Below are 26,253 nucleotides of genomic sequence, written 5' to 3' on the forward strand. Positions count from 1 at the left end.
CCTCTAGCCGGCTTTCAAGTTAATAGGTAAATCCTCTTCAGTGATTGTACTAGATGTAGTGAGATCAGGACTAGGTTTTCTTAACTTTGGATTAAAATCATTATTAGGATTTTGATTGTTTAGTATGAGTCTAATTAAATAATTTTTAACTAAAAATTTATCTTTTCCTGACTCTTTCACAATTGTATAAGATGTTGGAAAGGCTAATTCTATTTTTATTTGAGATCTATCATCTTGAAGGTAGCGAATGTCTTTTCTTGAGGGATAAAAACATATCCAAGTTTTAAATAAGTCTTTATCAGTATAAGAGCCATAATTCTTATGAACTTTATCTTTAGTCTTTATTCCTTTAGGGGAGGCAGTAGTTAGTTGTGAGTCACTATATCCTAGTGCATGATTAGCAGAAGCAAAAAGAATAATTTTCTTTTCTTCGTCTGAAACTAAACATCTTTGACCATCTATATTTTTGAATTGCCAATTTGTATTAAGGGACCTTTTTAACGCCAGCCCGATAGCCTGTTTGAAGTCACCAGAACGTGACACAAACTTCATATCATTATTTTCATCTTTTAATTCAAAAGCATTATCGATAATTTCCAAAGCATTAAATAGCAAGTTGCAATCAAAAAATCCAAGCTCATTTGCTTTTTCATGTGCCTGATCATTTTCAAAGAATTGTGTATTGAAATTTTCTTGCTCTTCTTGAGAAAAAAGTTCACGATTTGACAAATTTTAACCCTCATATTTTTGTTTAATATCATTTTTATAACATGAAGGTAGGCATTAATATATTTAAATCAATTGTTTGAATCTTTTGCTTACAAAAAACCCCGCAATAAGCGGGGTTTCTTTTGATCTCGGTATTTAATTAAGCATTAAACACGTTCGATCACTGTTGCAATACCTTGACCAAGGCCAATACACATCGTCGCAAGACCAATTTGCGTATCTTGTTGCTCCATTACGTTCAACAATGTTGTTGTGATACGCGCACCAGAACAACCCAATGGGTGACCCAATGCAATCGCGCCACCGTTATGGTTCACGATGTCTTGCTTGTCATAAATGCCTAAGCCTTTAAGAACAGACAGACCTTGTGCAGCAAATGCTTCGTTCAATTCAAAAGTCTGAATATCAGCAATTGACAGGCCAGCACGTTTCAACGCTTTTTGCGTTGCTGGAACCGGACCATAACCCATGATCGCCGCATCACAGCCTGCAACCGCCATAGAGCGAATTACAGCACGTGGCTTAAGACCTAAAGCTTGAGCACGTTCAGCAGACATTAGCAACATTGCAGAAGCACCATCAGACAATGCTGAAGAAGTCGCTGCAGTTACTGTACCGCCTTTCGGATCGAAGACTGGACGCAAAGATTTGAACGATTCAAGGTTCGCATCCGGACGGATCACTTCATCGATATCACACAGGATTTTGTAGCCATCTGCATTATGACCTTCAATGCCAACGATCTCGTTCTGGAACAGACCGTTTTCAGTCGCAGCCCAGGCACGGCGATGTGATTCCACACCGAACGCATCCTGTTCTTCACGACTAATGCCGTTCATACGACCCAGCATTTCAGCAGTCAGACCCATCATGTTCGACGCTTTAGCATAATGCTTAGACGCTTCAGGGTTCAGGTCGATGCCGTGCATCATGCCCACATGGCCCATGTGCTCAACACCACCGATGATGAAGATATCACCTTGGTTCGTCGCAATTTGCGCAGCCGCAGTGTGAATCGCCTGCATAGACGAGCCACAAAGACGGTTCACCGTTTGACCTGCAACAGTTTTCGGCAGGTCTGCCAGTAATGCGATATTACGGGCAATGTTCATACCTTGTTCTAGGGTTTGGTTCACACAGCCCCAGATTACGTCTTCAACTTCATGCGGGTCGAATTCGTTACGTACCAATAGGGCACGGACAAGCTCAGCAGACATCGAGTCGGCACGTACATTGCGGAACATACCGTTTTTGGTTTTACCCATTGCTGAACGTACGCCATCAACGATGACAACGTCACGTGGATTTAAAGTAGCCATTCACGTTGCTCCTTAACCGTAGAATTTTTTGTTGTTAGCAGCCATTTCGCGCAACATTTCTGGCGCTTCATAAGCTTTACCAAGGTGCGCATACTTATTGCAAAGCGCAACATACTCAGCTACACCGGTTTGATCGATGTAACGGCATGGACCACCACGGAATGGAGGGAAACCAACACCCATGATCATCGCCATATCTGCTTCAGCAGCAGTGGCTACAATGTTGTCTTCCAGGCAACGAACCGTTTCGTTACAGAAAGCCAGCATCATGCGGTCAATGATTTCCTGAGCGTCAAATTCACGTTTTTCCGCAGTTGCAACAGAGGCCACAAGCTCATACGCAGTTGGATCAACTACTTTGGCTTTTTTGCCTTTACGGTCAAGTTCATACTTGTAGAAACCAACGTCGTTCTTTTGACCCAGACGGTTGTTTTCGTACATCACCTGAATCGAACCTTTGAAATCAGGTTTCATACGATCCGGGAAGCCTTCAGCCATCACTTCTGCACCGTGTACGCCAGTGTCGATCCCGACAACGTCCATCAGGTAAGCAGGGCCCATTGGCCAGCCGAATTTTTCCATGACTTTATCGATTTGCTGGAAGTCAGCACCATCTTTAAGCAACAGGTCAAATGCACCGAAGTAAGGGAACAATACGCGGTTCACCAGGAAGCCCGGGCAGTCATTCACCACGATTGGTGTTTTACCCATTTTCTGAGCAAGCACCACAGTTGTTGCAATCGCTTCATCAGAAGTCTTCGCACCACGAATCACTTCAACCAGTGGCATCATGTGTACCGGGTTAAAGAAGTGCATGCCCACGAAGTTTTCAGGACGTTCCAGATTTTCAGCCAGACGCGTGATTGAAATCGTAGAAGTATTAGATGCAATGATCGTGTTTTCACGAACTTTCGCTTCAGTTTCTTTCAGTACGATGCCTTTGACTTTTGGATTTTCAGTCACGGCTTCGATCACGATGTCCACTTCTTTAAACTCGTCATAGCTTAAAGTTGGACGGATGCGAGCAAGAGTTTCACCCATTTGAGCAGGCTTCATCTTCTTACGTTCAACTTGTTTGGTCAGTAAACCGTTGGCTTCTTTCATGCCCAAAGCAAGTTGCGGGTTACCGATGTCTTTCATGATGATCGGTGTGCCTTTGCTTGCCGCCTGGTAAGCAATACCACCACCCATGATACCTGCGCCGAGAACAGCCGCCTGGTTCACTGGATGCGCACCTTTTTCATAGCGCTTCGAGGTTTTTTTCACGATCTGGTCATTCAGGAACAAACCGATCAAGGCACCTGCTTGTGGTGTTACCGCTGCTTTGGCAAAGCCTTCAGCTTCCGCTTTCAGCGCGTCATCACGATGCAGGCTCGCACCGGCTTGTAATGAATCAAGTAATAATTTTGGCGCAGGGTATTGAGCCGGATTAGCTTTTGCCAGAACCATGCCTTTCGATGAGTTAAACGCCATCATCTGTTCGATCGGGCTGAGTTTAACTGGATCGAGTTTTTCCTGACGCTTGGTTTTCCAGTCTAAACGGCCATGAATCGCCTGTTTTACCAGATCAAGTGCAGCATCTTGTAGCTTGTCAGCATGAACGACAGCATCGACTGCGCCGTCTTTCAGTGCGGCAGCAGGCTTTTTAGGATTGGCCATTGCCATCCATTCTACCGCGTTGTCGATACCGATCAGACGGCTTAAACGTACTGTACCACCGAAGCCCGGGAAGATCCCCAGCTTGATTTCAGGCAGGCCCACTTGCGCCTGCTCTGACATGACACGGTAGTCACACACCAGGCACATTTCGAAACCGCCACCGAGTGCCATGCCATTAATGGCGGCCACTTTAGGAATGTCGAGGTCTTCGAAGCTGTTAAAAATTTCATGTACTGGCATTGCCCAGTCAACAATCGCTTGTTCACCCTGAGCAAAGTTGTCGCCGAATTCAGTGATATCAGCACCTACAATAAATGTAGATTTGCCTGAAGTCACAATCAGACCTTGAATATCGGCATGGGAGACGGCTTCGATAGCAGCCTTGAAATCTTCAATCGTTGCACGGTTGAATTTGTTAACGGACTCACCTTGTAAGTCAAAGCGGAATTCTGCAATCCCGTCCTCAAGCATTTGGACGGTAATGGCATTGCCAGCGTGGATCATGCCCTGATCTCCTTTATTTTGGAGGACTTCTAAGTTGATGTTGTGAAGCAAGTGCGCATGTCCCGCGCACTTTTTGACTTCGCTAATCTTACGATAACTATATCCAAAAAGAACATAACAAGTTGTATCAAGCCGTGACGCAATGGTCATCAATTTCTGCCGGCTTGATCCGACCGGTTATAATTTTTCCTTTCAGTTTCTTATAGCCCGATGAACCAAAGATTCTGTTTCAATTCATTATTTTTTATCAATCAGCCTGATAGATATGGAGCAGGGTGACTGATTTTCAAGGTGTATTTCTAGCGGAGTTTTGTCAATTCAGTCAATTTCTATCCTTGAACTTGCCATTTTTAGCCTCGAAGTATGCTGAGCGCAGGGCTTTCAGGTCTTTGCTGATAGTATTTAATCAGCACAAATAACAGTGTATTAGATCATTTGAGTTACTGAACTTTTCTGATGAGATCGAAAATGGGAACGATCCTGTCGATGTGTGATTTAAAATAATTTCCATCCTGCCGGGTTGAATCCCTGTCATCTGCTATGGAATTGTTTATGATGATCTTGCACTTAGATATGGGGGATATCGATGCACGTATTTCGTTCTAAAAAAGACTGGTGGCTGCTGGCTTTTGTGATTTGTATGAGTGGCCTGCTGCTGCAACTGCTGCTAACCATGCAGGCCAAAGGGACCATGCAGCAATATCCGCTGCACACTGCGGTTTATATCCTGACCATTCTTATTCTATGGTGGCCGCTCTGGAGTACGCGCTATGTGGTAGACAATGGGGTGTTGACCATAAAAAGCCTGTGGTTAAGCTGGAAGATTCCGTTAAGTGAAATCCAATCCATTCAGCCCACAGACCACTCTATCATTGCGCCAGCCTTATCCTTAAAGCGTCTGCGGATTGACTATACGGAAGGCGGCGTGCAGAAATTTATATTGGTTTCACCCAAAGATCAAACTGCTTTTATACAGGTGCTTCAGCCGAATAAAAACTGATATCGAGTCTGCCTTAGTTAAGCTTTTGCTTGCTCAGGCAGAACCACCAGCTGTCCATCGACACAGTCCAGATGCAGACTGAACTGCTCAGGCTGGTTTAAAAAATACAGCGCCAGAATCGGCTCCAGTTCGGTACGCATCTTGCGGCCCAAATGTCGGGCGCCGTAACGAATATCATGGTCCTGATAGAAATAGGCTTTGGCTGAAGCGCTTAAATGCACGCTGCGTTGCTGATGTTGCAAGTGCTTGTTCAGTTTATCCAGTTCAATTTCGACCAGACGTGGCAGGGCATCATGCTGTACCGCCTGATAATGCAGGCTGCGGTCAATCCGGTTCAGAAATTCAGGGTCGAATTTACGCTGCATGACTTTTTCAATGATGCGCTGGGTGGGAACGCGCTTCAGACACAGTGCCTGCATTTTCTCAGGCAGATAGCTGAGTTTGTCCAGATATTGCTGCGCCGCCTGTGCCCCGACATTGCTGGTCATAAAGATCATGCAGTTGCGAAAATCGATAGTTTTAGTGCCCGCTTTCAAGGTCAGCCGGCCAGTATCCAGCACGTTCATCAAGCCGCGAATCACTTCGTTACTGGCTTTTTCCAGCTCATCAAACAGCATGATGCCGGGACGGGTATGACTGCCGGCAATCGCAGTTTCATCAAACAGGCTGTGACCTTCCTTTGATCCCACATAACCGGGCGGTGCGCCGGTCAAAGCCGCCGCATAATGTTCCTGTGCCAGAGTATTCATATCAATCCGGCAAAAGGCATCCGGGCGGCCATAGATCGCATCGGCAATCAGACGCACGGTTTCTGTTTTACCGACGCCAGTAGGGCCCAGCATCAAGGTAACCGACAAAGGGCGATCCGGACTGGAAAAATCTGCCTTGACCACATGCAACATTTTTTCAATTTCATTCAGGGCTGCATCCTGCCCAATAATCCGTTCACGTAGCAGTTGCATTACCTTACTCGGCTCGAAATGAAAACGCGGTTTACCAATCAGGCGAGCACGTTCAGACGGGTGATGGGTGGAGGTGGAGGGTTGAACAATATGAATGCCCGATTGCTGCAGGGTCATGCGAATCATCTCAAAACTAGACTTTTTGAGCATAACAAAGTTAAAGGTTGAAACTTATAGCTTTTAACAATCAGTTTATGTCGTGAGGATTATAGATTGGGGGGATAACCCGACAGGAACTTTAAGATTAAGTGGCAGCTTCAGGGGAATTTTGTGTTTTTGCTTGAAAATGACGCAACAATCATCACATATATCTGCAGATTGTAGGTGAAAAATAGGCTTTAGGTGAACGAAAACGCACGCCCCCATATTGAAAAAATCCTGGCGAATATGACCAGCCTGCCCGGGGTCTACCGGATGTATGGCAAAGACGGTGAATTATTGTATGTGGGTAAAGCCAAAAACCTGAAAAACCGGGTCTCCAGCTATTTTGTCAAAACGCTGGATCATCCCAAAACCCAGGCCTTGGTGGCACGGATTTATGATATCCAGACCCTGGTGGTACGTTCTGAAACTGAAGCCTTGTTGCTGGAACAGAACCTGATCAAGCTGCATCATCCGCCCTATAACATCATGCTGCGTGATGACAAATCTTATGTCTATATTTTTGTTTCGGCAGATAAACCCTATCCGCGTTTAGCCAGTGGGCGCGGCAAGGGCAAGCACCAGGTGGGCAAGTTTTTTGGACCTTATCCGAGTGCGTATACCGCCCGGGATACTCTGGTGGTGCTACAAAAACTGTTCAATGTGCGTTCCTGTGAAAACAGTTTTTTTGCCAACCGGACCCGGCCATGTCTGCAATACCAGATCAAACGCTGCTCTGCGCCCTGTGTCGGATTTATTTCTCCGGAAGACTATAAGGCAGATGTCGATAACTCGATCCGATTTTTGCAGGGCGATACCAAGGAGCTGAATCAGGAACTGATCGCAAAAATGGAAGCGGCCGCTGAAGCGCTGGAATTTGAAAAAGCAGTGTTCTATCGTGACCGGATGGCATTGTTAAGAGACGTACAGTCGCAGCAGGCGATCTATAAGCTCAAAGGCGAAGCCGATATCCTGTCGATTGCCTATCAGGCCGGGGTGACCTGTGTGCAGATCATGCATGTGCGCAATGGTAAAATGCTAGGTGGAAAAAGTTATTTCCCGGATATGCTTAGTGATGACCTAGGGCAGATGCTGGCCGATTTTATTGCCAATTTTTATTTTCAGGTAGCCGATGAAATCCCGGCTGAACTGATTGTCAATCTGGAAGTGGCTGACCGTAAAGAACTGGAAGCGGCACTGTCGCAGCATTTTGGCAAGAAAATCCAGATCAAGTCCAAAGTCCGCGAAACCCGCGCCGAATGGCTGGAACTGGCGCAGATGAATGTACAGCACGCGATTCAGGGCAAGCTGGCCAATCATATAGAATTAAATGAGCGTTTTCATCAGTTGGAGCAGGTGGTCGGCCGTCCTGTAGATCGGATTGAGTGTTTCGATATTTCGCATACTATGGGTGAAGATACCGTGGCCTCCTGTGTGGTCTTTGATAGTGGGGGCGCGCGCAAGCGCGACTATCGCCAGTTTTCCATTCATGATATTCAGGCAGGTGATGACTATGCCGCCATGCGTCAGGCGCTGACCCGTCGTTATAAGAAAGCCCTGTTACCGGACTTGCTGCTGATTGATGGTGGCAAGGGGCAATTGCATATGGCGATGGAAGTCATGCAGGAACTAGGCTTAGAGGCCTTTATGGTCGGTGTGTCCAAAGGTGAGGGACGTAAGCCCGGTCTGGAAACCCTGCACTTTACCGATGGCAGTAAAATTCAATTACCGGAGGATCATAAGGCGCTGCATCTGATTCAGCAGGTACGTGATGAAGCACACCGCTTTGCGATTACCAAGCATCGTGCTAAACGTGACAAGAAACGAGGTTCATCAGTGCTGGAAGTTATTCCGGGGCTCGGACCAAAACGCCGTCGGGATTTGCTGACCCATTTTGGCGGGATTCAGGGCGTACTGAAAGCCTCAGAAAGAGATCTGCAACTGGTACCGGGACTGGGTTCAGTCATGGCCCGGATGATTTATAAAGTGCTGCATGAATGACGCGTGGCTTAAATGCAAGGGCCAAAGTGCGCATTGACGCTTGGGTCACGTGACATTCACAACCTGAAGAATTTTGCCGAATATACTGAGCATCAAGACTTACTGAGGGATCAACATGTCTTTGCATGCACTTTATGCACAAATTGCCGAACAGGAATGGGTAGAGTTTCCACAGGGATGGTTACAGGGTCGTACTCTGTATGGTGGTCTGGCTGCCGCGATGATGATGCAAAAAGCCGTCACTCACATCAATGATCCGGCCAAGCATTTGCTGAGTTGCAGTGTGACCTTTGTCGGCCCGATTCAGCAAGCCAAAGTACGACTGAGTGCCGAAATCCTGCGGCAGGGCAAGTCGGTGACCACGATTGAAGTGCGCTTATGGCAGGACGACGCGGTGCAAAGTATTCTGATTGCCAGTTTTGGTATTTCCCGTGATTCAGAGATTCAGGTAAAGCAACAAGTTCAGGCACCCGACTATGCTGCGCCAGAGCAGCTGTTTCAGATTCCTGTTGGCTATGGTATGCCAGACTGTTATGACCATTTCGAAGTAGCCTGGGCGGATGTCAATCTACCTTGTAGTGCCAGTCCTCGTCCGGACTTTGGTGGCTGGTGCCGGTTTCATCCTGAAAAGCATCACAACCGTGAATTTCTGGTCGCAGACTTGATGGCTATTTTTGATATCTGGCCACCTGGGGTGTTGCCGATGTTTAAAAACATGGCGCCTGCGAGTAGTCTGACCTGGACAGTGACCTATGTGCATCCGGTTCAACATCAATTGCATGATTGGTTTAAATATAAAGTATTTACCGACTATGCTGCGGATGGTTATGCGACGGAGCATGCCTATCTCTGGGATGCCGAAAATCGCCTGATTGCGATGGCAAGACAAACAGTGACGGTGTTTGCCTAGTGACACTGCAAGTCAATTCGTATAAAGTGAAGCCTATTAATGATGGATCAAACCTCTAAAAAAGTGTGCATTTTCATCGTACATGAGGGGAAAAATTGGCGGTGTCTATGACTACAGGTCGTATCCTGAATATTCCAAATATCTTGACCTTGGCGCGTATCGCTCTTATTCCGGTATTTTTATTGGTGGCTTACTGGCCACCTGCAATGGGCTTTGATGCCCATAACCCCGACATGACGCGGCATATTATTTTGACCACGATTTTTGTGGTGGCTGCAGTAACGGACTGGTTTGATGGCTATCTGGCACGTACATTAAACCAGACTTCTGCTTTTGGACGTTTTCTCGACCCAGTTGCAGATAAATTGATGGTCGCAGCTGCACTGATTGTGCTGGTGCAATGGCAGCCTTCCATGTCGATGGCTTTTGCTGCGATTGTGATTATTTCGCGTGAAATTACTGTGTCAGCCTTACGTGAGTGGATGGCAGAGTTGGGTGCACGGACCAATGTTGCGGTTTCAACGGTGGGGAAATACAAAACTGCTTTCCAGATGATCGCCATCACCGTATTTCTGTTAAATTGGCCACCGCTGGAAATGCTGGCCTATGCCTTGCTATACACCGCAGTGGTACTCACCTTATGGTCGATGTTCATTTATCTGAAAGCGGCTTGGCCATATCTGAAACAGCCTTAATCGAAATGAAAAGAGAAGCTCCTTGAAAGGGGGCTTTTTTTATGCGCTTAAATTATCAAGCCAATCGGCAAATTGCAGGCAAAAAAATACCCAGCCTTTGGGGGAAGAACTGGGATGAAATCGGGGTATTTGTTGCTTATTATTATAGTTATTCAAAGATATCTCATCTTCTTAGGGATCATTATAGAGAGACAGTTTTTTTTAATCATGTGGCTTCTTGTAGCAGAATGTTGTGTTTTGTGATTACTCTGTATATTACTTTTACAATCTATTATTTTGATACAAATCTGAATGTTTTTCAGCAGGATAGTGGCTGACTAGATAAACGAAATAGAATAAGTAAAAATCTGTTTTTGTGCTCTAAGTGTGAGTTAGTAAGATTTGTTAGAATTAGTCAAAAAATCCCTTGAGATAGGGGATAGATTTATGCCTACGCGGACTTTATCTTTGTCTCGTGTAACAAAAGAAAAGTAGGGCTTTAATGTGAAAAGCTTCTGTATGGGGAGCTCTTTACATTCAAAACTACGTGCTTAGCTGGTCTTGAGTAATGTTTAGAACAACACATAAAAAAGAATCTCCAAAGTTGGAGATTCTTTTAGATTAAAGTCTACGCGGACTTCGTCCTTGTCTTACGTAAAAAAGAAAAGCAGTGCTTTCTTTTTTACTCAGGCTTCAGCCCTTCGGCTTTTTCTAGGGATGCATCATTGTTAAAGAACTTTTCACGCTGTTCTTCAAGAAACTTTTTCGCATCTGCTTCAAACACGTTCAAACGCTTTTCATTAATTAGCGTAGTCTGGTGTTTTAGCCATTCTTGCCAAGCCTGTTTAGACACGGTGTCAAACAATTCCTGACCCTTTGGCCCCGGGAATGGAGCAAAGTCTAAACCTTCCATGTCCGCCTGATACTTACGGCAAAAAACTTGTCGAGACATATCCATACTCCAAAATTATGCGTAAAGTTGTTCCAAACGCGCATGTGCACGCTCAATGGCTGCTTTCACTTGAGCAGGCGCGGTGCCACCAATGTGATTACGGGCATTCACCGAAGCTTCAAGAGTTAGGGCTTTTTCAAATACGTCTGCTTGAATCAGGTCAGAGAACTGTTGCAGTTGTTCGAGTGTCAATTCAGACAGGTCTTTAGATTCTTGTACACCGAGTGCAACCGCCTTACCTACAATCTCGTGCGCATCACGGAATGCAACGCCGTTTTTCACCAGGTAATCAGCTAGGTCAGTCGCAGTTGAGAAACCACGCAGTGCTGCTTCGCGCATTTCAGCAATGTTTGGAACCAGTGCAGGAATCATGTCAGCAAATGCCATGAGTGAACCACGAACTGTATCGATCGCATCGAACAATGGCTCTTTATCTTCCTGATTGTCTTTGTTATAGGCTAGAGGCTGGCCTTTCATTAAAGTCAGCAGGCTCATCAAATCGCCATAGACACGGCCGGTTTTACCACGTACCAGTTCAGGCACATCCGGATTTTTCTTCTGCGGCATGATTGAAGAGCCAGTACAGAAGCGATCTGGAATATTCACGAATTTGAACTGTGCAGATGTCCATAGAATCAGTTCTTCAGACATACGTGATAAATGCATCATAATTAAAGATGCAGCGGCATTAAATTCAATCGCAAAGTCACGATCCGATACTGCATCCAGCGAGTTTTCAGCAACAGCTTCAAAACCTAGCAGTTCAGCAGTATAAGCACGGTCGATTGGATAAGTAGTACCTGCAAGTGCAGCAGAACCAAGCGGCATACGGTTGACACGCTTACGGCAATCAATCAGACGTTCTGAATCGCGTACCAGCATTTCAAACCAAGCCATTAGATGATGACCAAAAGTCACTGGCTGAGCGGTTTGCAAGTGGGTGAAGCCTGGCATGATGGTATCGGTGTTTTTAGCCGCTAAGCTTAAAATACCTTTTTGTAATTTTTTCAGTAATTCCAGGATGCTATCGATTTCATCGCGTACATAAAGACGGATATCTGTAGCCACCTGGTCATTACGGCTACGACCGGTATGCAGTTTCTTGCCAGTAATGCCGATACGTTGAGTCAGGCGTGACTCAATGTTCATGTGGACATCTTCTAAATCAATGCGCCATTCAAAGTTGCCTGCTTCAATATCGGCTTGAATCGCTGTCAGACCTTCAATAATGTCATCGCGTTCTTGCGTGGTCAGTACGCCCACTTTTGCCAGCATGGTTGCATGGGCAATCGAGCCTGCAATATCTTGTTTATAAAAACGTTGGTCAAATTGAACAGATGCTGTAAATTCAGCAACAAAAGCATCAGTCGCTTCAGAGAAACGACCGCCCCACATACCCGAAGTCTGGGCGTGTGATGGATTAGAGGAATTAGAAGATGTGGTCATGTCGGCTCAATCAGATTAAAAGCAGTAGAACGAAAAAGAGTATAACAAATTCAAAGCCCATTGCCGAAGTCACATCTGCTCAATCTTTTACATCGATAAACGAACAGACGCAAAATTCCTATTTTTTTAGCCAGATCGGCAATCTACGCTATTTGCTGGAACTGTTTGCTGGCGGCAATATTCTGGCCATGATTCTGGCGCTTGCAGAAGCGCAATCCTGGCAGGCTTTGAATGGAATGCACCTGCTGCAATATATCCTGTATATCAACTGGGTACTGTTATGTTTTGCAGCACTGGTCGAGCTGTTCCATCAAGCCTTTCAACGTATGGGAATCAAACTGGCTTTGATTTCTGGATTTCTGCTGTTACAGGCAATTGTACTGCTCACTACGGTGAACCTGAATATCTTGATATATTTTGGACAGAATTTTAATTTTCAGGATTTAAACCTGGCGATTGCGCTGGATCGGGTCGGACTCCATTTAAGTCTGGGAATTTTGCTGGGAACTTTCTGTTTTCGCTATCTTTATTTGCGTGAGCAATGGGAGCAGCAGCAGCATAGTGAGTTGAATGCTAGGATTCAGGCCATGCAGGCACGGATTCAGCCGCATTTTTTGTTTAACAGCATGAACAGTGTGATCAGCCTGATCAGTATCAATCCGGATAAAGCCGAGCACATGCTGCTGAATTTGTCACGGTTATTTCGTGCCAGTTTTCAGGAATTAAAACTGGTCAGCCTGCAGGAGGAAATTGATCTGTGCCAGCGCTATCTGGAGATTGAGCAGATCCGTCTAGGTGAGCGTTTGCAGGTCGAATGGAAGTTAGAAAACAAAGACTTATACTCACAAGTTCAAATTCCATTATTAACTTTACAACCCTTGCTAGAAAATAGTATTTTCCATGGAGTTGAAAAAATTCTTACAAAGAGTACCATAAGCATATTGGTTGAAATATTGCAAAATCAAATTAATATCATCATAACGAACCCTTATGCACAGGATAATAAAACTTTAAAAAAGGGACATGGTATTGCAATAGAAAATGTCAGACAGCGTCTGCAAGCTTATTATGGACCCAGTGTGACTTTTCAAACCTTTGCCGGCGAAGGGATGTTTACGACGGTAGTGCGATATCAATATAAATAAAAATAAATCAAAGAAATCGCAGTTAGCTTTATCATTCATCTGATGATGTTAACTGGGTAAGGAGGAGAAATGGACATCCTGATTTGTGATGATGAGCCTTTGGCCGTCGAGCGTTTATCACGTTTGGTCTCTCAACTGGGGCATGATGTGGTGGCGACAGCAAGCCATGGTCGTCAAGCGATTGATCTGGCTCACCAATACGAACCCGATGTCATCCTATTAGATATTCAAATGCCTGAAATGAATGGACTGGCTTGTGCGCAACATTTGCGTCAACTGGATCCAATGCCGGCCATTGTCTTTTGTACGGCCTATGACCAACATGCGCTGGATGCATTTAAATCAAATGCCGAAGGCTACTTGCTTAAACCGGTGATGCAACAGGAATTGGCACAGGTTTTAGAGCACTTAACTAAACTTACCCAAGCTCAAATGAGCCAACTAAAACAAAAAGAAAATATGGACGAAATCAATATCAGCCGCCAGCAGATTGCGGCAAAGACCTATCGTGGTGTCGAATTGGTGCCAGTTGAAAATATCTATTATTTTCTGGCGGATCAGAAATATGTCACTGTGCGTCATAAAAACGGTAGTGTATTGATTGATGAAACCTTAAAGGAGTTAGAGCAGGAGTTTGGGAACCAGTTTATCCGGATTCATCGTAATGCCTTGATCTCGGTGCATTATCTGGATGGTCTGGAAGTGGTGAGTTCTGGTCAGTATCAGGTACGTTGTCGTGAGCTGGACGATCGTTTGGCGGTTAGTCGGCGACATTTACCGTTTTTACGAGATCGGATTCAAAAGCTTTAGCAGGGGATGAATGAGAGCATTGAGTTGAAACTTGTATAAATTCACTTGCATTTTCAAGTGAGCAGGTTAAGTTTAGACTATTGTTCTCATTTACTGTTATTGAAATTTATGAAGACCCTAAAAATTGCAACTCGACAAAGTCCACTTGCGCTTTGGCAAGCGGAACACATCCGTGCGCGCCTACAAGATTTGCACGCTGGTTTGCAGGTCGAGTTAGTCACTTTTGTTACACAGGGCGATAAAATTCTAGATACACCACTGGCTAAAATTGGTGGAAAAGGACTGTTTGTAAAAGAATTGGAAGCCGCTTTACTGGATGGTCGTGCAGATCTGGCTGTGCATTCCATGAAAGATGTCCCGATGGCCTTGCCCGAAGGTCTGAGTCTGGCAGTGATCTGTGAACGTGAAGATCCCTTAGATGCCTTTGTGTCGAATACCTACACTAGTTTTGAAGAATTGCCACAAGGCGCCAAAGTCGGAACCTCAAGCTTGCGCCGTAAAACCCAGATTTTAAAACAGCGTCCAGATCTGGACATTATCGATTTACGCGGTAATGTCGGCACACGTTTATCTAAACTGGATGCAGGCCAGTATGATGCGATTATTCTGGCCAGTGCCGGTTTAAAACGCTTGGGTCTGGCAGAACGTATTCGTCATACTCTGACGCCTGAAGTCAGTCTGCCGGCCGTGGGTCAAGGGGCATTGGGACTGGAATGCCGTACTCATGATCAGACGGTGCTGGACGTGATTCAGCCACTCCTGCATGCGGATACAGATGCGTGTGTACGTGCCGAACGTGCCTTTAATGCCTATCTAGAAGGCGGATGTCAGGTGCCGATTGCTGGTTATGCCACGCTCAAAGAGGGTGTGATTTCAATCGAAGGTCGTGTGGGCAGTGTCGATGGAACAGTTTTGCTCCGGGCACAGCATACTGGCAAAATGGCAGCTGCGGAGCAATTGGGTGTAGAGCTGGCAAAAGACCTGCTTGATCAAGGTGCTGGCGAGTTGCTGAAAGCACTCTATTCACACTGATGTTATTGATTAATACTCGCCCCAGTGATCGTGCTGCAGGCTTGACTCAACAGTTACAGGCAGCACAGGTGTCTGTTCTGGAATTGCCCTTGCTCGAACTGCATGCCATGCCTTATTCCGATGAGCTGTCGATTTTGTATCAGCAGCTGGAGCAGGCACAGATTATTGTGGTGGTCAGTCCGACGGCCGCTCAGATTGGCATGCAATATTTACAACAGGCGGGTATTAAGCTCTCGGCCTTGGCGCAGGTGCATTGGGTGTCAGTGGGAAAAGCCACTGAACAGGCACTGGCGAGCTATGGCATTCATAGTCATGTGCCTGAGGTCGAAACTTCGGAAGGCATGCTGCAATTGCCTGTGTTGAAGCAACTGGCTTCTGGTTCAGGTGTGGCTTTCTGGCGCGGAGAAGGTGGTCGTCAATTTATGATGGATCATTTACGTGCCAGCAATATTAAAGTTTTAAACTTTATTTTGTACCGGCGGCAATGTCCTAAAACGACGGCAACGATTTTGGCAGAGAATTTGGCGCTGCTTAAGACACAGCAGCGTTTTGCAGTGCTAATCACCAGTGAGGCAAGTTGGTTAAACTGGCTGATACTCTTGCAGAGGAATGCGGAGTTTATACAGCAAGCCTGTTATTTGGTTTTGGGGCCACGTTTGGCCACTATTCTTGGGGAATATCAACAGCAGCATCAGGCAAGTTTTCAATTCGTACAAGTCGATGATTTAGAGGCAAATACGATCTTGCAGAAAATGAGGCTGATATTAGGGAACGCATGAAGAAACTATTCATTGTAGTGTTCATCTTGAGTATGGCGTGGCTCATCAAGCTTAGCTATGACTTTCATGTTCTGAATACAGCACAGACTGAATTCAATCAAAGCATCAATCAGTTACAGCAGCAAAATGCCAATCTCAATGATCAGTTCGTGGCTTTAAAACGCCAGATTTCTGCTCAGCAGGAAAGTGCTAGGGCTACTTCAGCAAAAGCGCCAGTAAGTGAAGCGGTAGCTAATGAAACACAGAATGATATTGCCTTAGTACAGCAACATCTGGATCTGATCGAATTTGCACTGCAACAGCAACAATACGCCACTGCGATTGAGAAATTAAATCAGTTATCCAATGAGCTGGATGATTATATTTTAGCGCCTGCCTTGGTCAGTAGTTTGCAGCAAGTAATTGCAAAAGATCAGGACATGCTGAAAAAATTCGTGAACAGCCGATTAGTGCAGCAAAATAAAGTAAAAGAAGTTTTGGTGCAGATGGATACTGAAATTGAAAAAGAAATTCGGACACCATATCGTCAGCGTCCAGAAACTCAACGCTCTTTCTGGCAGCGCTGGGTTCAGATTGAATCCGCAGATCAGCCAAGCATAGTCTTGATGCAACGGCATCTGGTACTGAAAGAGGCCCAATTGCGCTTGCTCATCGCACAAAATACCTTGCAAAAAGACCAATCCGTCGCTTTTCAGCAAGCACTGAATGCCGTGATTGAAGTCTTGGAGCAATTGCCGGATGCACAGAGCCAAAAATGGATTCAGCAATTGAATCAAATTAAGGCCACCCCGATTACTCCGATTCCATTATTAAACACACGCACCCTAGTGGGCTAATTGCTTATGAAACAGATTCTGCTGGCCTATTTATTTGTCTGCTTACTTGGCATTGCGGTGCTGAGTATCCTGAGTTATGGACATGGGGCTGGCTATGTCTATCTGTATTGGCGCGAGTGGCAGTTACAAACCACCCTCTGGTTTTTGGCCGCATCCTTGGTCAGTGTAAGTTTTTTGATGCATTGCATCTGGTATGCGATCAAGCAGTATCGCAGCCGTGAACAGCGTAAAACTGAAACAGTCTTTAGTTTTTCCCGCTTGCACCCTTATGAACAATTGGCAGTCATCTGGTTATTAAACGCTGCTCAGGATCAGCGGGATTTTATTCAGCAGTCTTTCACCAAGTCGGGTTTACTCAAGCATATTATTGATGCACGTTTATCTTGGGGACAACAGCAATATACCCATGCATTAACTGCTTTAAACCAATCCAATCCCATGGCATTTGAATTGGCAGAATTGCAACGGATTGAAATTTATTTATCACAACAGCAAGGTGAACAAGCACTTACCCATTTGGAGTTTTTAAATCAGCATGAATTATCACCTTGGTTAATGCAGGTTAAAACAGCCTATGAGCAGCGCCTTGTTGCATTATGGGGAGTATTTGCCATGCAGTTTCCCTGGTTATATTTACGCTCGACTCAATATGGGCATTTAGACCAAGAAGTAAAAAAATCATGGCTGGAACAATTATTACTGGCCTATGACCAAGCCACACAGGACGATTTATTTTATTTACAGCAACGTTATTTAGATTTAAAACCTCAGATATTTGATCGTGACTATTCGGTCAAATTATTATGGTTGAAATTATTATTTAGAATGCCAGAAATGAGTGCCGAGCATGAAGTGCTTGCGATTCATTTAATGGAACAGCAATTTAATCAGGATGTCTTTTATTTGTGGTTCCAGCAACAGTTATTGCGGCAAAATCCAGATTATGATGCGATTGCACAACAGATTTCGCACTGGGAAGCCAAATATCCGGCATTACCGATTTTAAGCTTTGCGAAATGGCATGTGTTGCAAGCTACAGGCTATACAGATCAAGCTCAGCAATTGCTCGACTTATATCCGGATGATATCCGGATGAGTTATTTAAGAATTAAAGCTGCCTTACAAGATCGGGAGGACTTGCTACAGCAGTTAAATGCAGTATTTGAATCGAATGTAAACTTTATAGAAATTAAGACTTGAGAATAATGATGTCAGAATTAAAACAATATCCAGTTATTTATGAACAAACAGTTGCATGGGGCGATATGGATGCCTTTGGACATGTCAATAATGCCATGTATTACCGTTATGTCGAAAGTGCACGTCTAGCTTATTTAACCCAATTAGAAATTCTCACTGAATCGGTATCTACCGTAGTGGCATCCAATCAGTGCCGTTATTTAAAACCCGTGGTTTTTCCTGATCATTTAAAAGTGGCAGCACGTATTGAAGAAATTCGAAATAGTGCAGTTAGAATGCAATATCTATTATGGAGTGAAAAACAGCAAAGTATTGTTGCTACTTCAGAAGCAGTGATTGTCTGTGTCGATAAAAAGACCATGCAGAAAACAGAAATTCCGGAACATATTCGCGAAAAAATCAAAGCACTTGAATTAAGCGTTCAACATGAAATTTAAAAATGAATGAAGCATTTTATTTTGTAATTTTTTTTAAACTTTATTGTTATTGCTTTAAGGTTTTATATTGAATGTTTTATTTAATATAAATATGATGGGTCTATTATTTAATAAAATGAATAATATTATTTTTCGGAGAGCATTATGCCAGATATTACGCATTTATCAGTAGAAGAGTTAAAACGTTTACAAGCAGAAGCAGAATCGCTGATTGCTTCAAAAAAAGATCAAGAAATTGAAGACGCTTATCAGCAAATCTTGGCAGTTGCTGAGAAAGTGGGTATGACGGTTGAACAGTTACTTGAATTTGGTGCATCTAAGCGTAAGAAATCGTCACGTAAGTCGGTTGAACCGCGTTACCGTAGCAAAAGCAATCCGGACGATACCTGGACTGGCCGTGGTAAACAGCCGCGCTGGTTGGTGGCTGAATTGGAAAAAGGCGCAAAGCTGGACGATTTCCTGATCTAAGCCTTCATTTGATCTGGTCATTAGGCTGTCATACAGACAGTCTATGATCATTAAACCAAGCATACCTGCTTGGTTTTTTTATATCTATGAATTGGCGTTGGCAGAAAAGTGTGCATAATGTGTGGGTATAAGGGGAAAATTATAAATGGGGGATTTGGACTTGAGCGATTGGTCGTGGTGGGGATGAGCAGTAAACCGAAAACTTTAAGATGGTTGATCCTTGCTCTTGTTGCATTTTTTATTTTTGTCGTATTACAAGTGCCAGCAGCCTGGTTAATTTCAAAATTTTATAAAAATAACCAGACGTTGCATAATGTAAACGGAAATATCTGGCAGGGAAGTGCGGACTGGAAAAAAGGCAATCTTCGGGGCAGTCTGAACTGGAAAGTACGGCCGCTGGATTTGCTGTTGCTGCGAGTTGGAGCACATATGGATTTGCATAGTGGCAATACCCAGCTTTCCGGGATCATGGCCTATGGTCTGAATAAATCTTTAATTGTCAAAAATCTTGAAGGGCAGGTCGCGCCTGAAACCTTAAAAAAAGTTGCAGACTGGCAATGGCCGAGTACTGCGATTCAGTTTAAAGATCTGGATTTTAAATATAAAAAAGATCAGGGCTTTAGTCAGGTGGCCGGGCAAATGCAATGGGTGGGTGGTGAGCTGATTTATACCTTTGCCCAGCGTCAGGAACGCATGAATGTACCCGCCATGACTGGACAACTCGCAGATGAAAGCGGACAGCTGTTAATTGGTGTTCGGGATAGTCGCGATCAACGTATGCTGAATATCAAGCTTGATCCGAGTCTGATGCTGGATATCCAGCTCACCCAACGCTTTTTAATGAATGCGCCTTCCTATGAAGGTAAAGCCGGATTAGATACCTATGTGATCAGTACCCGCCAACCCTTAATGGGAGGCTTGAATTGATGACAGTTTCTCTGAATGATTTAAAAAATATTGAACTGAAACAGCTCAATCGTGCTGCACCTGTGGTTTTGTTACTGCTCATCCTGTATCTATGCTGGAAGCTGGCGGCTTTGTTCTGGTTGCTGATAGCTCCACCCCAGGCCATGCAGCTGGATCGGGTTGAACTGGGTTCGCAACAGCCGCAAATTCCGAATATCGGTGCATTTTCGCTGTTTCAGGCAGTTGGGCAGTCTGCGGGTGTGGTTGAAACCGCCAATATCATTTTACAAGGGGTGATGGTCGCCAGTCCAAGTTATAACTCTTCTGCGGTACTGAAAATCAATGATCAGGTCGATCGTTACCGTGTCGGGGAAATGTTGGCCAATAGCGGTTTTGAGTTGGCTGAAGTGCATTGGGATCGGGTTATTTTGCGTCGATCCACAGGTGCTACTCAGGAAATCTTATTCAAAGGTCTGGAAAATGGCTTGAATCAGCCGATTGTGCCGGAAACATCAGCATCTTCAAGTTCAATGCCTGCTATGCCTTCTAATAGTGGTATGCCTGAGCAGCCTTCGCCACAGAATGAAATTGGTCGGGCCATCCAGCAGATGCAGGAAAACAAAGACCAGTATTTACAGAATATGGGGGTGAGTGCAGCAGATGGTAGTTATGAAGTGACTTCACGGACGCCGGCTGCACTGCGTAATCGCCTGGGTTTAAGACCGGGCGACCGGATTTTGTCTTTAAATGGCCAGACGCTGAGCCAGGGACAGACCGAAGCACAATTACTGGAACAGGCCCGACGTGAAGGTCAGGTCAAACTCGAAATAAAACGTGGTGATCAGGTGATGACCATACAACAAGATTTGAAGTGATGTGTCATCACGCATAGGGTTAGGAAACACGAAAGTTTATGGCTTTATTTAATAATAATCGATCAGCATGGGCATTCTGTGTGGCCGCACCGTTAATGGCTATGGTCAGTACGGCGAGTTATGCACAAACCTGGAAAATCAACCTTCGAGATGCTGACTTAACTGCATTCATTAATGAAGTGGCCGATATTACCGGCAAAAACTTCGCAGTCGATCCGCGGGTACGTGGCAACGTGACGGTCATCTCCAATAAAGCCCTGAATAAAAATGAAGTCTATGACCTGTTTTTAGGCGTACTGAATGTCAATGGTGTGGTGGCGATTCCTTCGGGTAACACCATCAAGCTGGTTCCGGACAGCAATGTCAAAAGCTCAGGCATTCCCTATGATGCCAGAAGCCGTGCCAGTGGTGACCAGATTGTGACCCGAGTGTTGTGGCTGGAAAATACCAATCCGAATGACTTGATTCCTGCATTACGTCCTTTAATGCCGCAGTTTGCCCATTTGGCGGCGGTGCCGGGTACGAATGCCTTAATTGTGTCGGATCGTGCCAGCAATATTTACCAGCTGGAAACCATTATTCGTAATCTGGATGGCACCGGTCAAAATGATATTGAAGCGGTCAGTTTACAATCCAGTCAGGCCGAAGAAATGATTGGACTGATCGAGTCCATGACTGCCACCGGTGGAGCTAAAGATGTCCGCGGTTCACGGGTGCGGGTGATTGCAGATACTCGTACCAACCGGATCATCATCAAAGGTGATCCCACGACGCGCAAACGGGTGCGTCAAGTGATCGAAACTCTGGATGTGCCGGCTGCGGATCGTTTGGGCGGTTTAAAAGTTTTTCGTCTGAAATATGCCAGTGCCAAAAATCTTGCGGAAATCTTGCAGGGGCTGGTGAGCGGGCAGGCGGTGAACAGTAGTAATTCAAATTCAGGTAGCACAACCTCGACCTCGTCTTCACTCAGTTCCAGCAGCAATTTAAATAACAACAATACCAGTACGGGTTCGAGTAGCAACACCTCTTCAGGCATTCAGCTGAATACCGGCATGAATAATGAGCAGGGCGGAATTACCAGTTTTAATGGTAATGGCGTCAGTATTATTGCCGATACCACGCAAAATTCTCTGGTGGTGAAAGCGGATCCACAACTGATGCGAGAAATTGAATCAGCAATTGACCAGCTGGATATCCGTCGTCAACAGGTGCTGATCGAAGCCGCGATTATTGAAGTGGAAGGAACCGATGCGGATCAACTCGGTGTGCAATGGGCCTTGGGTGATATCAGCAGTGGGATTGGGCTGGTGAACTTCGATAATTTTGGGACTAGTCTGAAAAATATTGCGGCCGGTTATCTCACCGGTGGTGGTGCAGGTGCTGCAAGTGCCGTGGGCGCGGGCAGTTCACTGGTACTCGGTGATTATCGTGAAGGCAGTGATGGTTCCCGTCGTCTGTATGGTGCGATGATTCAGGCACTCAAAGAAACCACTAAATCCAACCTGTTGTCTACGCCGTCGATTGTGACCATGGATAATGAAGAAGCTTATATTGTGGTGGGTGAAAACGTACCTTTTGTGACAGGCTCAGTGTCTACAGGTGCTGCTGGAGTTGCTAATCCCTATACCACCATTGAACGCAAGGATGTCGGGGTCACTTTAAAGGTGGTCCCGCATATTGGCGAAGATGGTACGGTACGCCTGGAAGTGGAACAGGAAGTTTCTGATGTCAAGGCCAGTAAAGGGCAGGCACAGGATCTGGTCACCAGCAAGCGAGCGATCAAAACCTCAATTCTGGCCGAACATGGACAAACCATTGTCCTTGGTGGTTTGATCTCAGATAACACCAGTTATGGGCGTCAGGCTGTACCTGGTCTGGGTGCGATTCCAGGCTTGGGACGTTTATTCCGTTCAGAAGGTAAGTCCAATCAGAAGCGTAACCTGCTGATTTTTATCCATCCAACCATTGTAGGCGATAAAAATGCAGTGCGTAAACTGACCCAACAACGCTATAGTCAGCTATATAGTCTGCAACTCGCACTCGATTCGGACGGGAACTTTGCCAAGCTGCCAGAAAGTGTTGAAGATGTGTATCAACAGCGAATTCCAGTATCCAGAACGCCATTGCAAAACTCGACTTATCAAACTGTGCCGACCGCACCCGTTCAGGCGCAGCCAGCCAATGTAGTTGTTACGCCGGTAGCGATAGAACCAGTGATTCAGCGACAAGTGGTAGAACCCGTCCAACAGGTAGAAAAAAGTAAAAATACCGTTACAACAACCACACTTAGACCCAAAAGCTAAGTCATTCGCATTTGCAGACAGCATGTTATGATAATGTCAAAGAGAACAGAGAAGTAACTTTCATGACTTGGAAAATACACGCGATTACAGGCGACTTAACAGGACAGGAAATTAGCATTGACCGTGACATGCTGGTGGGGCGTCATCAGGCGGCAGATATCGTGTTACAGGCTGCGGAAATCTCCCGTAAACATGCGGCATTTTTACTAAAGGATGATGCGCTCTGGGTGCAGGATTTGGGTTCATCGAATGGCACTTTCGTCAATGATGTGCAGATTGCGCAAGAAACCTTATTAAAGCAGGATGACATTGTTCAGTTTGCCAGCTTGAAATTTTCAGTAATGGCGCCTGCGGCTGCAGTAGAGGTTCCAGCAGAAATTGAAGCAACGGCAGAAAAAGTCGTGGAACAGGTCGAAGTCGCTGAGCCTACACCTGCACAGCAAATGAATGATCAGGGAATGCCGGAACTGAAACATCGTGATGCTACGGTACAATTAACCCGTGATGGCATGCCAACCAATGTCGGTATTCCAAAACCGGCACCTATTCCGGAAGGCGTGGACATTAATGCGGTAAAACCAGAGCCTACCCCAATTCCGGTTGAGCAGCCTGTATCACGTGTAGAACAGGAAAAAGAAACCCAGAAAAATGTATCTGTAGGTTTGATTTCAGTGATTGTGCTGATTATTTTGGCAATTATGGCTTGGTTGTTGTTCAAATAAGCTGATGATTGGTTACAATCAAGGCATGCATAGCGCATGCCTTTTTTGTGGCTGCGCACATTATAAAAGAGGGTCGGGATGTCTATTGCACAATTAGAAAAGCGTGAACTGATCTTGTTTGATCTGGATGGTACCTTGGTGGATTCAGCACATGATCTGTATCGCGCCATGAATATGAGCCTGAATGTGCTGCAATTGCCTCTGGTAACTGAAGAGCAGGTACGGACCTGGATAGGTAAGGGCACGTCGATATTCTGTGAAAGTGTACTCCAGCATCTGGTGGGTGAAGTCACACCGGCACAGCATCAGGAACTCTTAACGACTTTTCTGGATATCTATAATGTCGATCCCTGCGTCGATACCGTTCCTTTTCCGGGAATCCTGAAATTTCTGGACTGGGCTAAAGCCCAAGGTAAAACCCTGATTTGTGTGACCAATAAGCCTGAACTTCCTGCCCGCAGTATCTTAGATACCTTGGATATGGCTCATTATTTTGCCGATACCATTGGTGGTGACCGTTTTACTGAACGTAAACCGCACCCACGCCAGTTGCTGCACTGTGTTGAACATTATGGCGTAAGTAAAGAACAGGTTTTGCTTATTGGAGATTCTTCCAATGATGTCGAAGCTGCGCGCCGCGCCGGGATTGATTGTGTTGTAGTCAGCTATGGCTATAATCATGGTGAAAATATTGCAGATTGTCAGCCACAGCAGATTGTGGATGATCTTAGAGAATTACTTGCCTAATACGCGTACTAAGGAAAGAAAATGAATAGTTGTAAGGTTTTTCGATGGCGTCGCTCAGTTCAATTCTATTTACATACTGAGTAACCCTAATTTAAAGAGAAAAACCGCATGACCACTCAAGCACAATTCCAGCAACTTGCTGCGCAAGGCTATAACCTCATTCCTGTTTATCGTCAGCGTCTGGCAGATACCGATACACCACTTTCTATTTTTGCTCGGCTTAAACAGCATCAGCAGGCTTATTTATTCGAGTCTGTAGAAGGTGGTGAGAACTGGGCACGCTATTCGATTATTGGACTAGGTGAATCCACGGTATTTTCCTGCAATGCAGGCGAGTTGACGGTACAGCACGCAGATGATTCGATTGAAAAGCAGCACTGTGCGGACCCATTTCAATATATTCGCGACTTTCAGGCGCAATTTAAGGTGCCAACCCAGGCAGAATTACCGGACCTACCGAGTTTTACTGGTGGATTAGTCGGTTACTTTGGTTATGACGCGGTGCGTTATATCGAACCGAAATTAAAAAATGTGCCGGAAGCGGATCCGGTCGGCTTGCCAGATATCTGGATGATGCTCTCTAAAACAGTGATTGTATTTGATAACCTGAAAGATACCTTGTTCTTAATTGTACATGCGGATGCCACTGCCCCGGGTTCTTATGAAAAAGCACATGAACAATTAAATGAATTGGAAAATATTCTGGCCACGCCCATCAGCCTTAAAGCTGAAAAACATACGCCGCCACATTTTGAGTCCCTCACCGGACATGACAACTTCATTGCTTCGGTGGAAAAGGTCAAAGAGTATATTCGTGCTGGAGATGTAATGCAGGTCGTACCCGGGCACCGGATGGTGTCTGACTTCGACGGTGACCCGCTACAGGTGTATCGTGCGCTGCGTCATCTCAATCCATCGCCGTATTTGTTCCTGGTGCAAGGGCAGACCTTGGAAAATAACACGCCATTCCATATTGTCGGCTCTTCTCCTGAAATTCTGTCCCGTCTGGAAAATGGTATTGCCACAGTTCGTCCATTAGCGGGAACCCGTCCACGTGGCAAAACCAAAGAAGAAGATCTGGCACTTGAGCAGGACTTACTCTCTGACGAAAAAGAAATTGCTGAACATGTCATGCTGATTGATCTGGGACGTAATGATGTGGGACGCATTGCAAAAATTGGCAAAGTGCAGGTAACTGATCAAATGGTGATCGAACGTTATTCACATGTGATGCATATTGTCTCCAATGTGCAGGGTGAAGTACGTGATGATGTCGATGCTCTGGACGTTTTTAAGGCAACTTTCCCCGCAGGCACACTTTCAGGCGCGCCAAAAATCCGTGCCATGGAAATTATTGATGAAGTTGAGCCGGTAAAACGTGGAATTTTCGGTGGCGCTGTTGGTTATTTAGGCTGGCATGGCGAAATGGACATGTCGATTGCGATTCGTACCTGTATCATTCGCGAAAATAAGGTCTATGTGCAGGCCGGAGCAGGGCTAGTTGCCGACTCAAATCCTGAATCTGAGTGGAATGAAACCCAAATAAAAGCTCGCGCAGTGATCAAAGCGGTTGAATTATCATCAAATGGTTTGATTTTATGAGTTTTTGACGTTTTTTTTGAAAAAAACACTTGCAAGGATTCTGAGTTTTGCTAAACTGCACACCGTTCCGATACGAAACGTACGAAACACTAAG

General features: G+C 45.2%; 25 protein-coding genes. 19 read left to right on the forward strand and 6 right to left on the reverse strand.

The features are described 5' to 3' along the window. Positions 1-3: 3 nt before the first annotated feature. From I6L24_RS04985 to fadB, 3 genes are all read right to left on the reverse strand, one after another. On the reverse strand, positions 4-729 hold the full coding sequence (locus I6L24_RS04985; RefSeq protein WP_004729261.1) for a hypothetical protein: 726 nt from the start codon (positions 727-729) through the stop codon (positions 4-6). Positions 730-875: 146 nt separating this feature from the next. Then, positions 876-2,048, reverse strand: a complete 1,173-nt coding sequence (gene fadA / locus I6L24_RS04990; protein ID WP_004729264.1) for an acetyl-CoA C-acyltransferase FadA — start codon at positions 2,046-2,048, stop codon at positions 876-878. A gap of 12 nt (positions 2,049-2,060) precedes the next feature. Then, complete coding sequence (gene fadB / locus I6L24_RS04995) at positions 2,061-4,211, reverse strand: fatty acid oxidation complex subunit alpha FadB (RefSeq protein WP_005250438.1); 2,151 nt, start codon at positions 4,209-4,211, stop codon at positions 2,061-2,063. Positions 4,212-4,797: 586 nt separating this feature from the next. Here fadB and I6L24_RS05000 point away from each other — a divergent pair. After that, positions 4,798-5,211 carry a PH domain-containing protein gene (locus I6L24_RS05000; protein ID WP_005250440.1) on the forward strand — a complete coding sequence of 138 codons (414 nt, stop codon included), beginning with the start codon at positions 4,798-4,800 and terminating at the stop codon, positions 5,209-5,211. Positions 5,212-5,228: 17 nt separating this feature from the next. On the opposite strand, the gene I6L24_RS05005 is transcribed toward I6L24_RS05000, so the two are convergent. Next, entirely contained in the window at positions 5,229-6,290 is a 1,062-nt protein-coding gene (locus tag I6L24_RS05005; RefSeq protein WP_005250442.1) for an AAA family ATPase, read from the reverse strand. Positions 6,291-6,515: 225 nt separating this feature from the next. On the opposite strand from I6L24_RS05005, the gene uvrC reads away from it, so the two are divergent. The 4 genes from uvrC to I6L24_RS05025 all read left to right on the forward strand — a co-directional run bounded on the left by uvrC (position 6,516) and on the right by I6L24_RS05025 (position 10,237). Then, entirely contained in the window at positions 6,516-8,315 is a 1,800-nt protein-coding gene (uvrC, locus tag I6L24_RS05010) for an excinuclease ABC subunit UvrC (protein WP_005250444.1), read from the forward strand. A gap of 115 nt (positions 8,316-8,430) precedes the next feature. After that, positions 8,431-9,225, forward strand: coding sequence for a thioesterase family protein (locus tag I6L24_RS05015; protein WP_086044207.1), 795 nt, complete (start codon positions 8,431-8,433; stop codon positions 9,223-9,225). A 107-nt stretch (positions 9,226-9,332) separates the two neighbouring features. Continuing rightward, positions 9,333-9,920 carry a CDP-diacylglycerol--glycerol-3-phosphate 3-phosphatidyltransferase gene (gene pgsA / locus I6L24_RS05020; protein ID WP_016806864.1) on the forward strand — a complete coding sequence of 196 codons (588 nt, stop codon included), beginning with the start codon at positions 9,333-9,335 and terminating at the stop codon, positions 9,918-9,920. Between the two features lie 41 nt (positions 9,921-9,961). Beyond that, entirely contained in the window at positions 9,962-10,237 is a 276-nt protein-coding gene (locus I6L24_RS05025; protein ID WP_086044206.1) for a hypothetical protein, read from the forward strand. Between the two features lie 344 nt (positions 10,238-10,581). On the opposite strand, the gene I6L24_RS05030 is transcribed toward I6L24_RS05025, so the two are convergent. Beyond that, complete coding sequence (locus tag I6L24_RS05030; protein ID WP_004278636.1) at positions 10,582-10,851, reverse strand: oxidative damage protection protein; 270 nt, start codon at positions 10,849-10,851, stop codon at positions 10,582-10,584. A gap of 15 nt (positions 10,852-10,866) precedes the next feature. Next, the gene (argH, locus tag I6L24_RS05035; RefSeq protein ID WP_171501402.1) at positions 10,867-12,297 is read right to left on the reverse strand and encodes an argininosuccinate lyase; all 1,431 of its coding nucleotides are present in this window, start codon (positions 12,295-12,297) and stop codon (positions 10,867-10,869) included. Here argH and I6L24_RS05040 point away from each other — a divergent pair. From I6L24_RS05040 to trpE, 14 genes are all read left to right on the forward strand, one after another. Further along, positions 12,288-13,442 (forward strand): sensor histidine kinase, encoded by a 1,155-nt coding sequence (locus tag I6L24_RS05040; protein ID WP_005245810.1) that lies wholly within the window; start codon positions 12,288-12,290, stop codon positions 13,440-13,442. The genes argH and I6L24_RS05040 overlap by 10 nt on opposite strands. A gap of 69 nt (positions 13,443-13,511) precedes the next feature. Continuing rightward, the gene (locus I6L24_RS05045; protein ID WP_004278633.1) at positions 13,512-14,252 is read left to right on the forward strand and encodes a LytR/AlgR family response regulator transcription factor; all 741 of its coding nucleotides are present in this window, start codon (positions 13,512-13,514) and stop codon (positions 14,250-14,252) included. A gap of 108 nt (positions 14,253-14,360) precedes the next feature. Then, positions 14,361-15,284 (forward strand): hydroxymethylbilane synthase, encoded by a 924-nt coding sequence (hemC, locus tag I6L24_RS05050; protein ID WP_216986486.1) that lies wholly within the window; start codon positions 14,361-14,363, stop codon positions 15,282-15,284. Next, positions 15,284-16,063 (forward strand): uroporphyrinogen-III synthase, encoded by a 780-nt coding sequence (locus I6L24_RS05055; RefSeq protein ID WP_216986487.1) that lies wholly within the window; start codon positions 15,284-15,286, stop codon positions 16,061-16,063. The genes hemC and I6L24_RS05055 overlap by 1 nt, the downstream gene beginning before the upstream one ends. After that, positions 16,060-16,899 (forward strand): hypothetical protein, encoded by an 840-nt coding sequence (locus tag I6L24_RS05060; protein WP_005105429.1) that lies wholly within the window; start codon positions 16,060-16,062, stop codon positions 16,897-16,899. The genes I6L24_RS05055 and I6L24_RS05060 overlap by 4 nt, the downstream gene beginning before the upstream one ends. Before the next feature lie 6 nt (positions 16,900-16,905). Next, entirely contained in the window at positions 16,906-18,099 is a 1,194-nt protein-coding gene (locus I6L24_RS05065) for a hypothetical protein (protein ID WP_005250450.1), read from the forward strand. An 8-nt stretch (positions 18,100-18,107) separates the two neighbouring features. Further along, a complete protein-coding gene (locus I6L24_RS05070) occupies positions 18,108-18,536 on the forward strand; it encodes an acyl-CoA thioesterase (RefSeq protein ID WP_086044203.1) in 429 nt (142 codons plus the stop codon). A 141-nt stretch (positions 18,537-18,677) separates the two neighbouring features. Further along, the gene (locus I6L24_RS05075; RefSeq protein ID WP_026055760.1) at positions 18,678-19,004 is read left to right on the forward strand and encodes an H-NS histone family protein; all 327 of its coding nucleotides are present in this window, start codon (positions 18,678-18,680) and stop codon (positions 19,002-19,004) included. A gap of 183 nt (positions 19,005-19,187) precedes the next feature. Continuing rightward, the gene (gene gspN, locus I6L24_RS05080; RefSeq protein ID WP_005250453.1) at positions 19,188-19,931 is read left to right on the forward strand and encodes a type II secretion system protein N; all 744 of its coding nucleotides are present in this window, start codon (positions 19,188-19,190) and stop codon (positions 19,929-19,931) included. Then, complete coding sequence (locus I6L24_RS05085) at positions 19,931-20,785, forward strand: type II secretion system protein N (protein WP_086044202.1); 855 nt, start codon at positions 19,931-19,933, stop codon at positions 20,783-20,785. Before gspN ends, I6L24_RS05085 begins: the two co-directional genes overlap by 1 nt. 38 nt (positions 20,786-20,823) lie before the next feature. Continuing rightward, positions 20,824-23,088 (forward strand): type II secretion system secretin GspD, encoded by a 2,265-nt coding sequence (gene gspD / locus I6L24_RS05090; RefSeq protein WP_005102817.1) that lies wholly within the window; start codon positions 20,824-20,826, stop codon positions 23,086-23,088. Between the two features lie 62 nt (positions 23,089-23,150). Further along, a complete protein-coding gene (locus I6L24_RS05095) occupies positions 23,151-23,810 on the forward strand; it encodes an FHA domain-containing protein (protein WP_004729299.1) in 660 nt (219 codons plus the stop codon). Between the two features lie 78 nt (positions 23,811-23,888). Further along, a complete protein-coding gene (locus I6L24_RS05100) occupies positions 23,889-24,557 on the forward strand; it encodes a phosphoglycolate phosphatase (RefSeq protein ID WP_005102820.1) in 669 nt (222 codons plus the stop codon). Positions 24,558-24,665: 108 nt separating this feature from the next. Then, the gene (trpE, locus tag I6L24_RS05105) at positions 24,666-26,159 is read left to right on the forward strand and encodes an anthranilate synthase component I (RefSeq protein ID WP_216986488.1); all 1,494 of its coding nucleotides are present in this window, start codon (positions 24,666-24,668) and stop codon (positions 26,157-26,159) included. The last annotated feature ends 94 nt before the right edge of the window (positions 26,160-26,253 follow it).

This window comes from Acinetobacter lwoffii, assembly GCF_019048525.1.
GTDB lineage: Bacteria > Pseudomonadota > Gammaproteobacteria > Pseudomonadales > Moraxellaceae > Acinetobacter > Acinetobacter lwoffii_K.

Excerpts from the sequence above, each read along its gene's own strand:
- fadA (WP_004729264.1), bottom strand. The coding sequence starts at position 2,048 with ATGGCTACTTTAAATCCACGTGACGTTGTCATCGTTGATGGCGTACGT.
- fadB (WP_005250438.1), bottom strand. The coding sequence starts at position 4,211 with ATGATCCACGCTGGCAATGCCATTACCGTCCAAATGCTTGAGGACGGG.
- I6L24_RS05000 (WP_005250440.1), top strand. The coding sequence starts at position 4,798 with ATGCACGTATTTCGTTCTAAAAAAGACTGGTGGCTGCTGGCTTTTGTG.
- I6L24_RS05005 (WP_005250442.1), bottom strand. The coding sequence starts at position 6,290 with ATGACCCTGCAGCAATCGGGCATTCATATTGTTCAACCCTCCACCTCC.
- I6L24_RS05015 (WP_086044207.1), top strand. The coding sequence starts at position 8,431 with ATGTCTTTGCATGCACTTTATGCACAAATTGCCGAACAGGAATGGGTA.
- pgsA (WP_016806864.1), top strand. The coding sequence starts at position 9,333 with ATGACTACAGGTCGTATCCTGAATATTCCAAATATCTTGACCTTGGCG.
- I6L24_RS05025 (WP_086044206.1), top strand. The coding sequence starts at position 9,962 with ATGCGCTTAAATTATCAAGCCAATCGGCAAATTGCAGGCAAAAAAATA.
- I6L24_RS05030 (WP_004278636.1), bottom strand. The coding sequence starts at position 10,851 with ATGTCTCGACAAGTTTTTTGCCGTAAGTATCAGGCGGACATGGAAGGT.
- I6L24_RS05040 (WP_005245810.1), top strand. The coding sequence starts at position 12,288 with ATGTGGTCATGTCGGCTCAATCAGATTAAAAGCAGTAGAACGAAAAAG.
- argH (WP_171501402.1), bottom strand. The coding sequence starts at position 12,297 with ATGACCACATCTTCTAATTCCTCTAATCCATCACACGCCCAGACTTCG.
- I6L24_RS05045 (WP_004278633.1), top strand. The coding sequence starts at position 13,512 with ATGGACATCCTGATTTGTGATGATGAGCCTTTGGCCGTCGAGCGTTTA.
- hemC (WP_216986486.1), top strand. The coding sequence starts at position 14,361 with ATGAAGACCCTAAAAATTGCAACTCGACAAAGTCCACTTGCGCTTTGG.
- I6L24_RS05055 (WP_216986487.1), top strand. The coding sequence starts at position 15,284 with ATGTTATTGATTAATACTCGCCCCAGTGATCGTGCTGCAGGCTTGACT.
- I6L24_RS05060 (WP_005105429.1), top strand. The coding sequence starts at position 16,060 with ATGAAGAAACTATTCATTGTAGTGTTCATCTTGAGTATGGCGTGGCTC.
- I6L24_RS05065 (WP_005250450.1), top strand. The coding sequence starts at position 16,906 with ATGAAACAGATTCTGCTGGCCTATTTATTTGTCTGCTTACTTGGCATT.
- I6L24_RS05070 (WP_086044203.1), top strand. The coding sequence starts at position 18,108 with ATGTCAGAATTAAAACAATATCCAGTTATTTATGAACAAACAGTTGCA.
- gspN (WP_005250453.1), top strand. The coding sequence starts at position 19,188 with ATGAGCAGTAAACCGAAAACTTTAAGATGGTTGATCCTTGCTCTTGTT.
- I6L24_RS05085 (WP_086044202.1), top strand. The coding sequence starts at position 19,931 with ATGACAGTTTCTCTGAATGATTTAAAAAATATTGAACTGAAACAGCTC.
- gspD (WP_005102817.1), top strand. The coding sequence starts at position 20,824 with ATGGCTTTATTTAATAATAATCGATCAGCATGGGCATTCTGTGTGGCC.
- I6L24_RS05095 (WP_004729299.1), top strand. The coding sequence starts at position 23,151 with ATGACTTGGAAAATACACGCGATTACAGGCGACTTAACAGGACAGGAA.
- I6L24_RS05100 (WP_005102820.1), top strand. The coding sequence starts at position 23,889 with ATGTCTATTGCACAATTAGAAAAGCGTGAACTGATCTTGTTTGATCTG.
- trpE (WP_216986488.1), top strand. The coding sequence starts at position 24,666 with ATGACCACTCAAGCACAATTCCAGCAACTTGCTGCGCAAGGCTATAAC.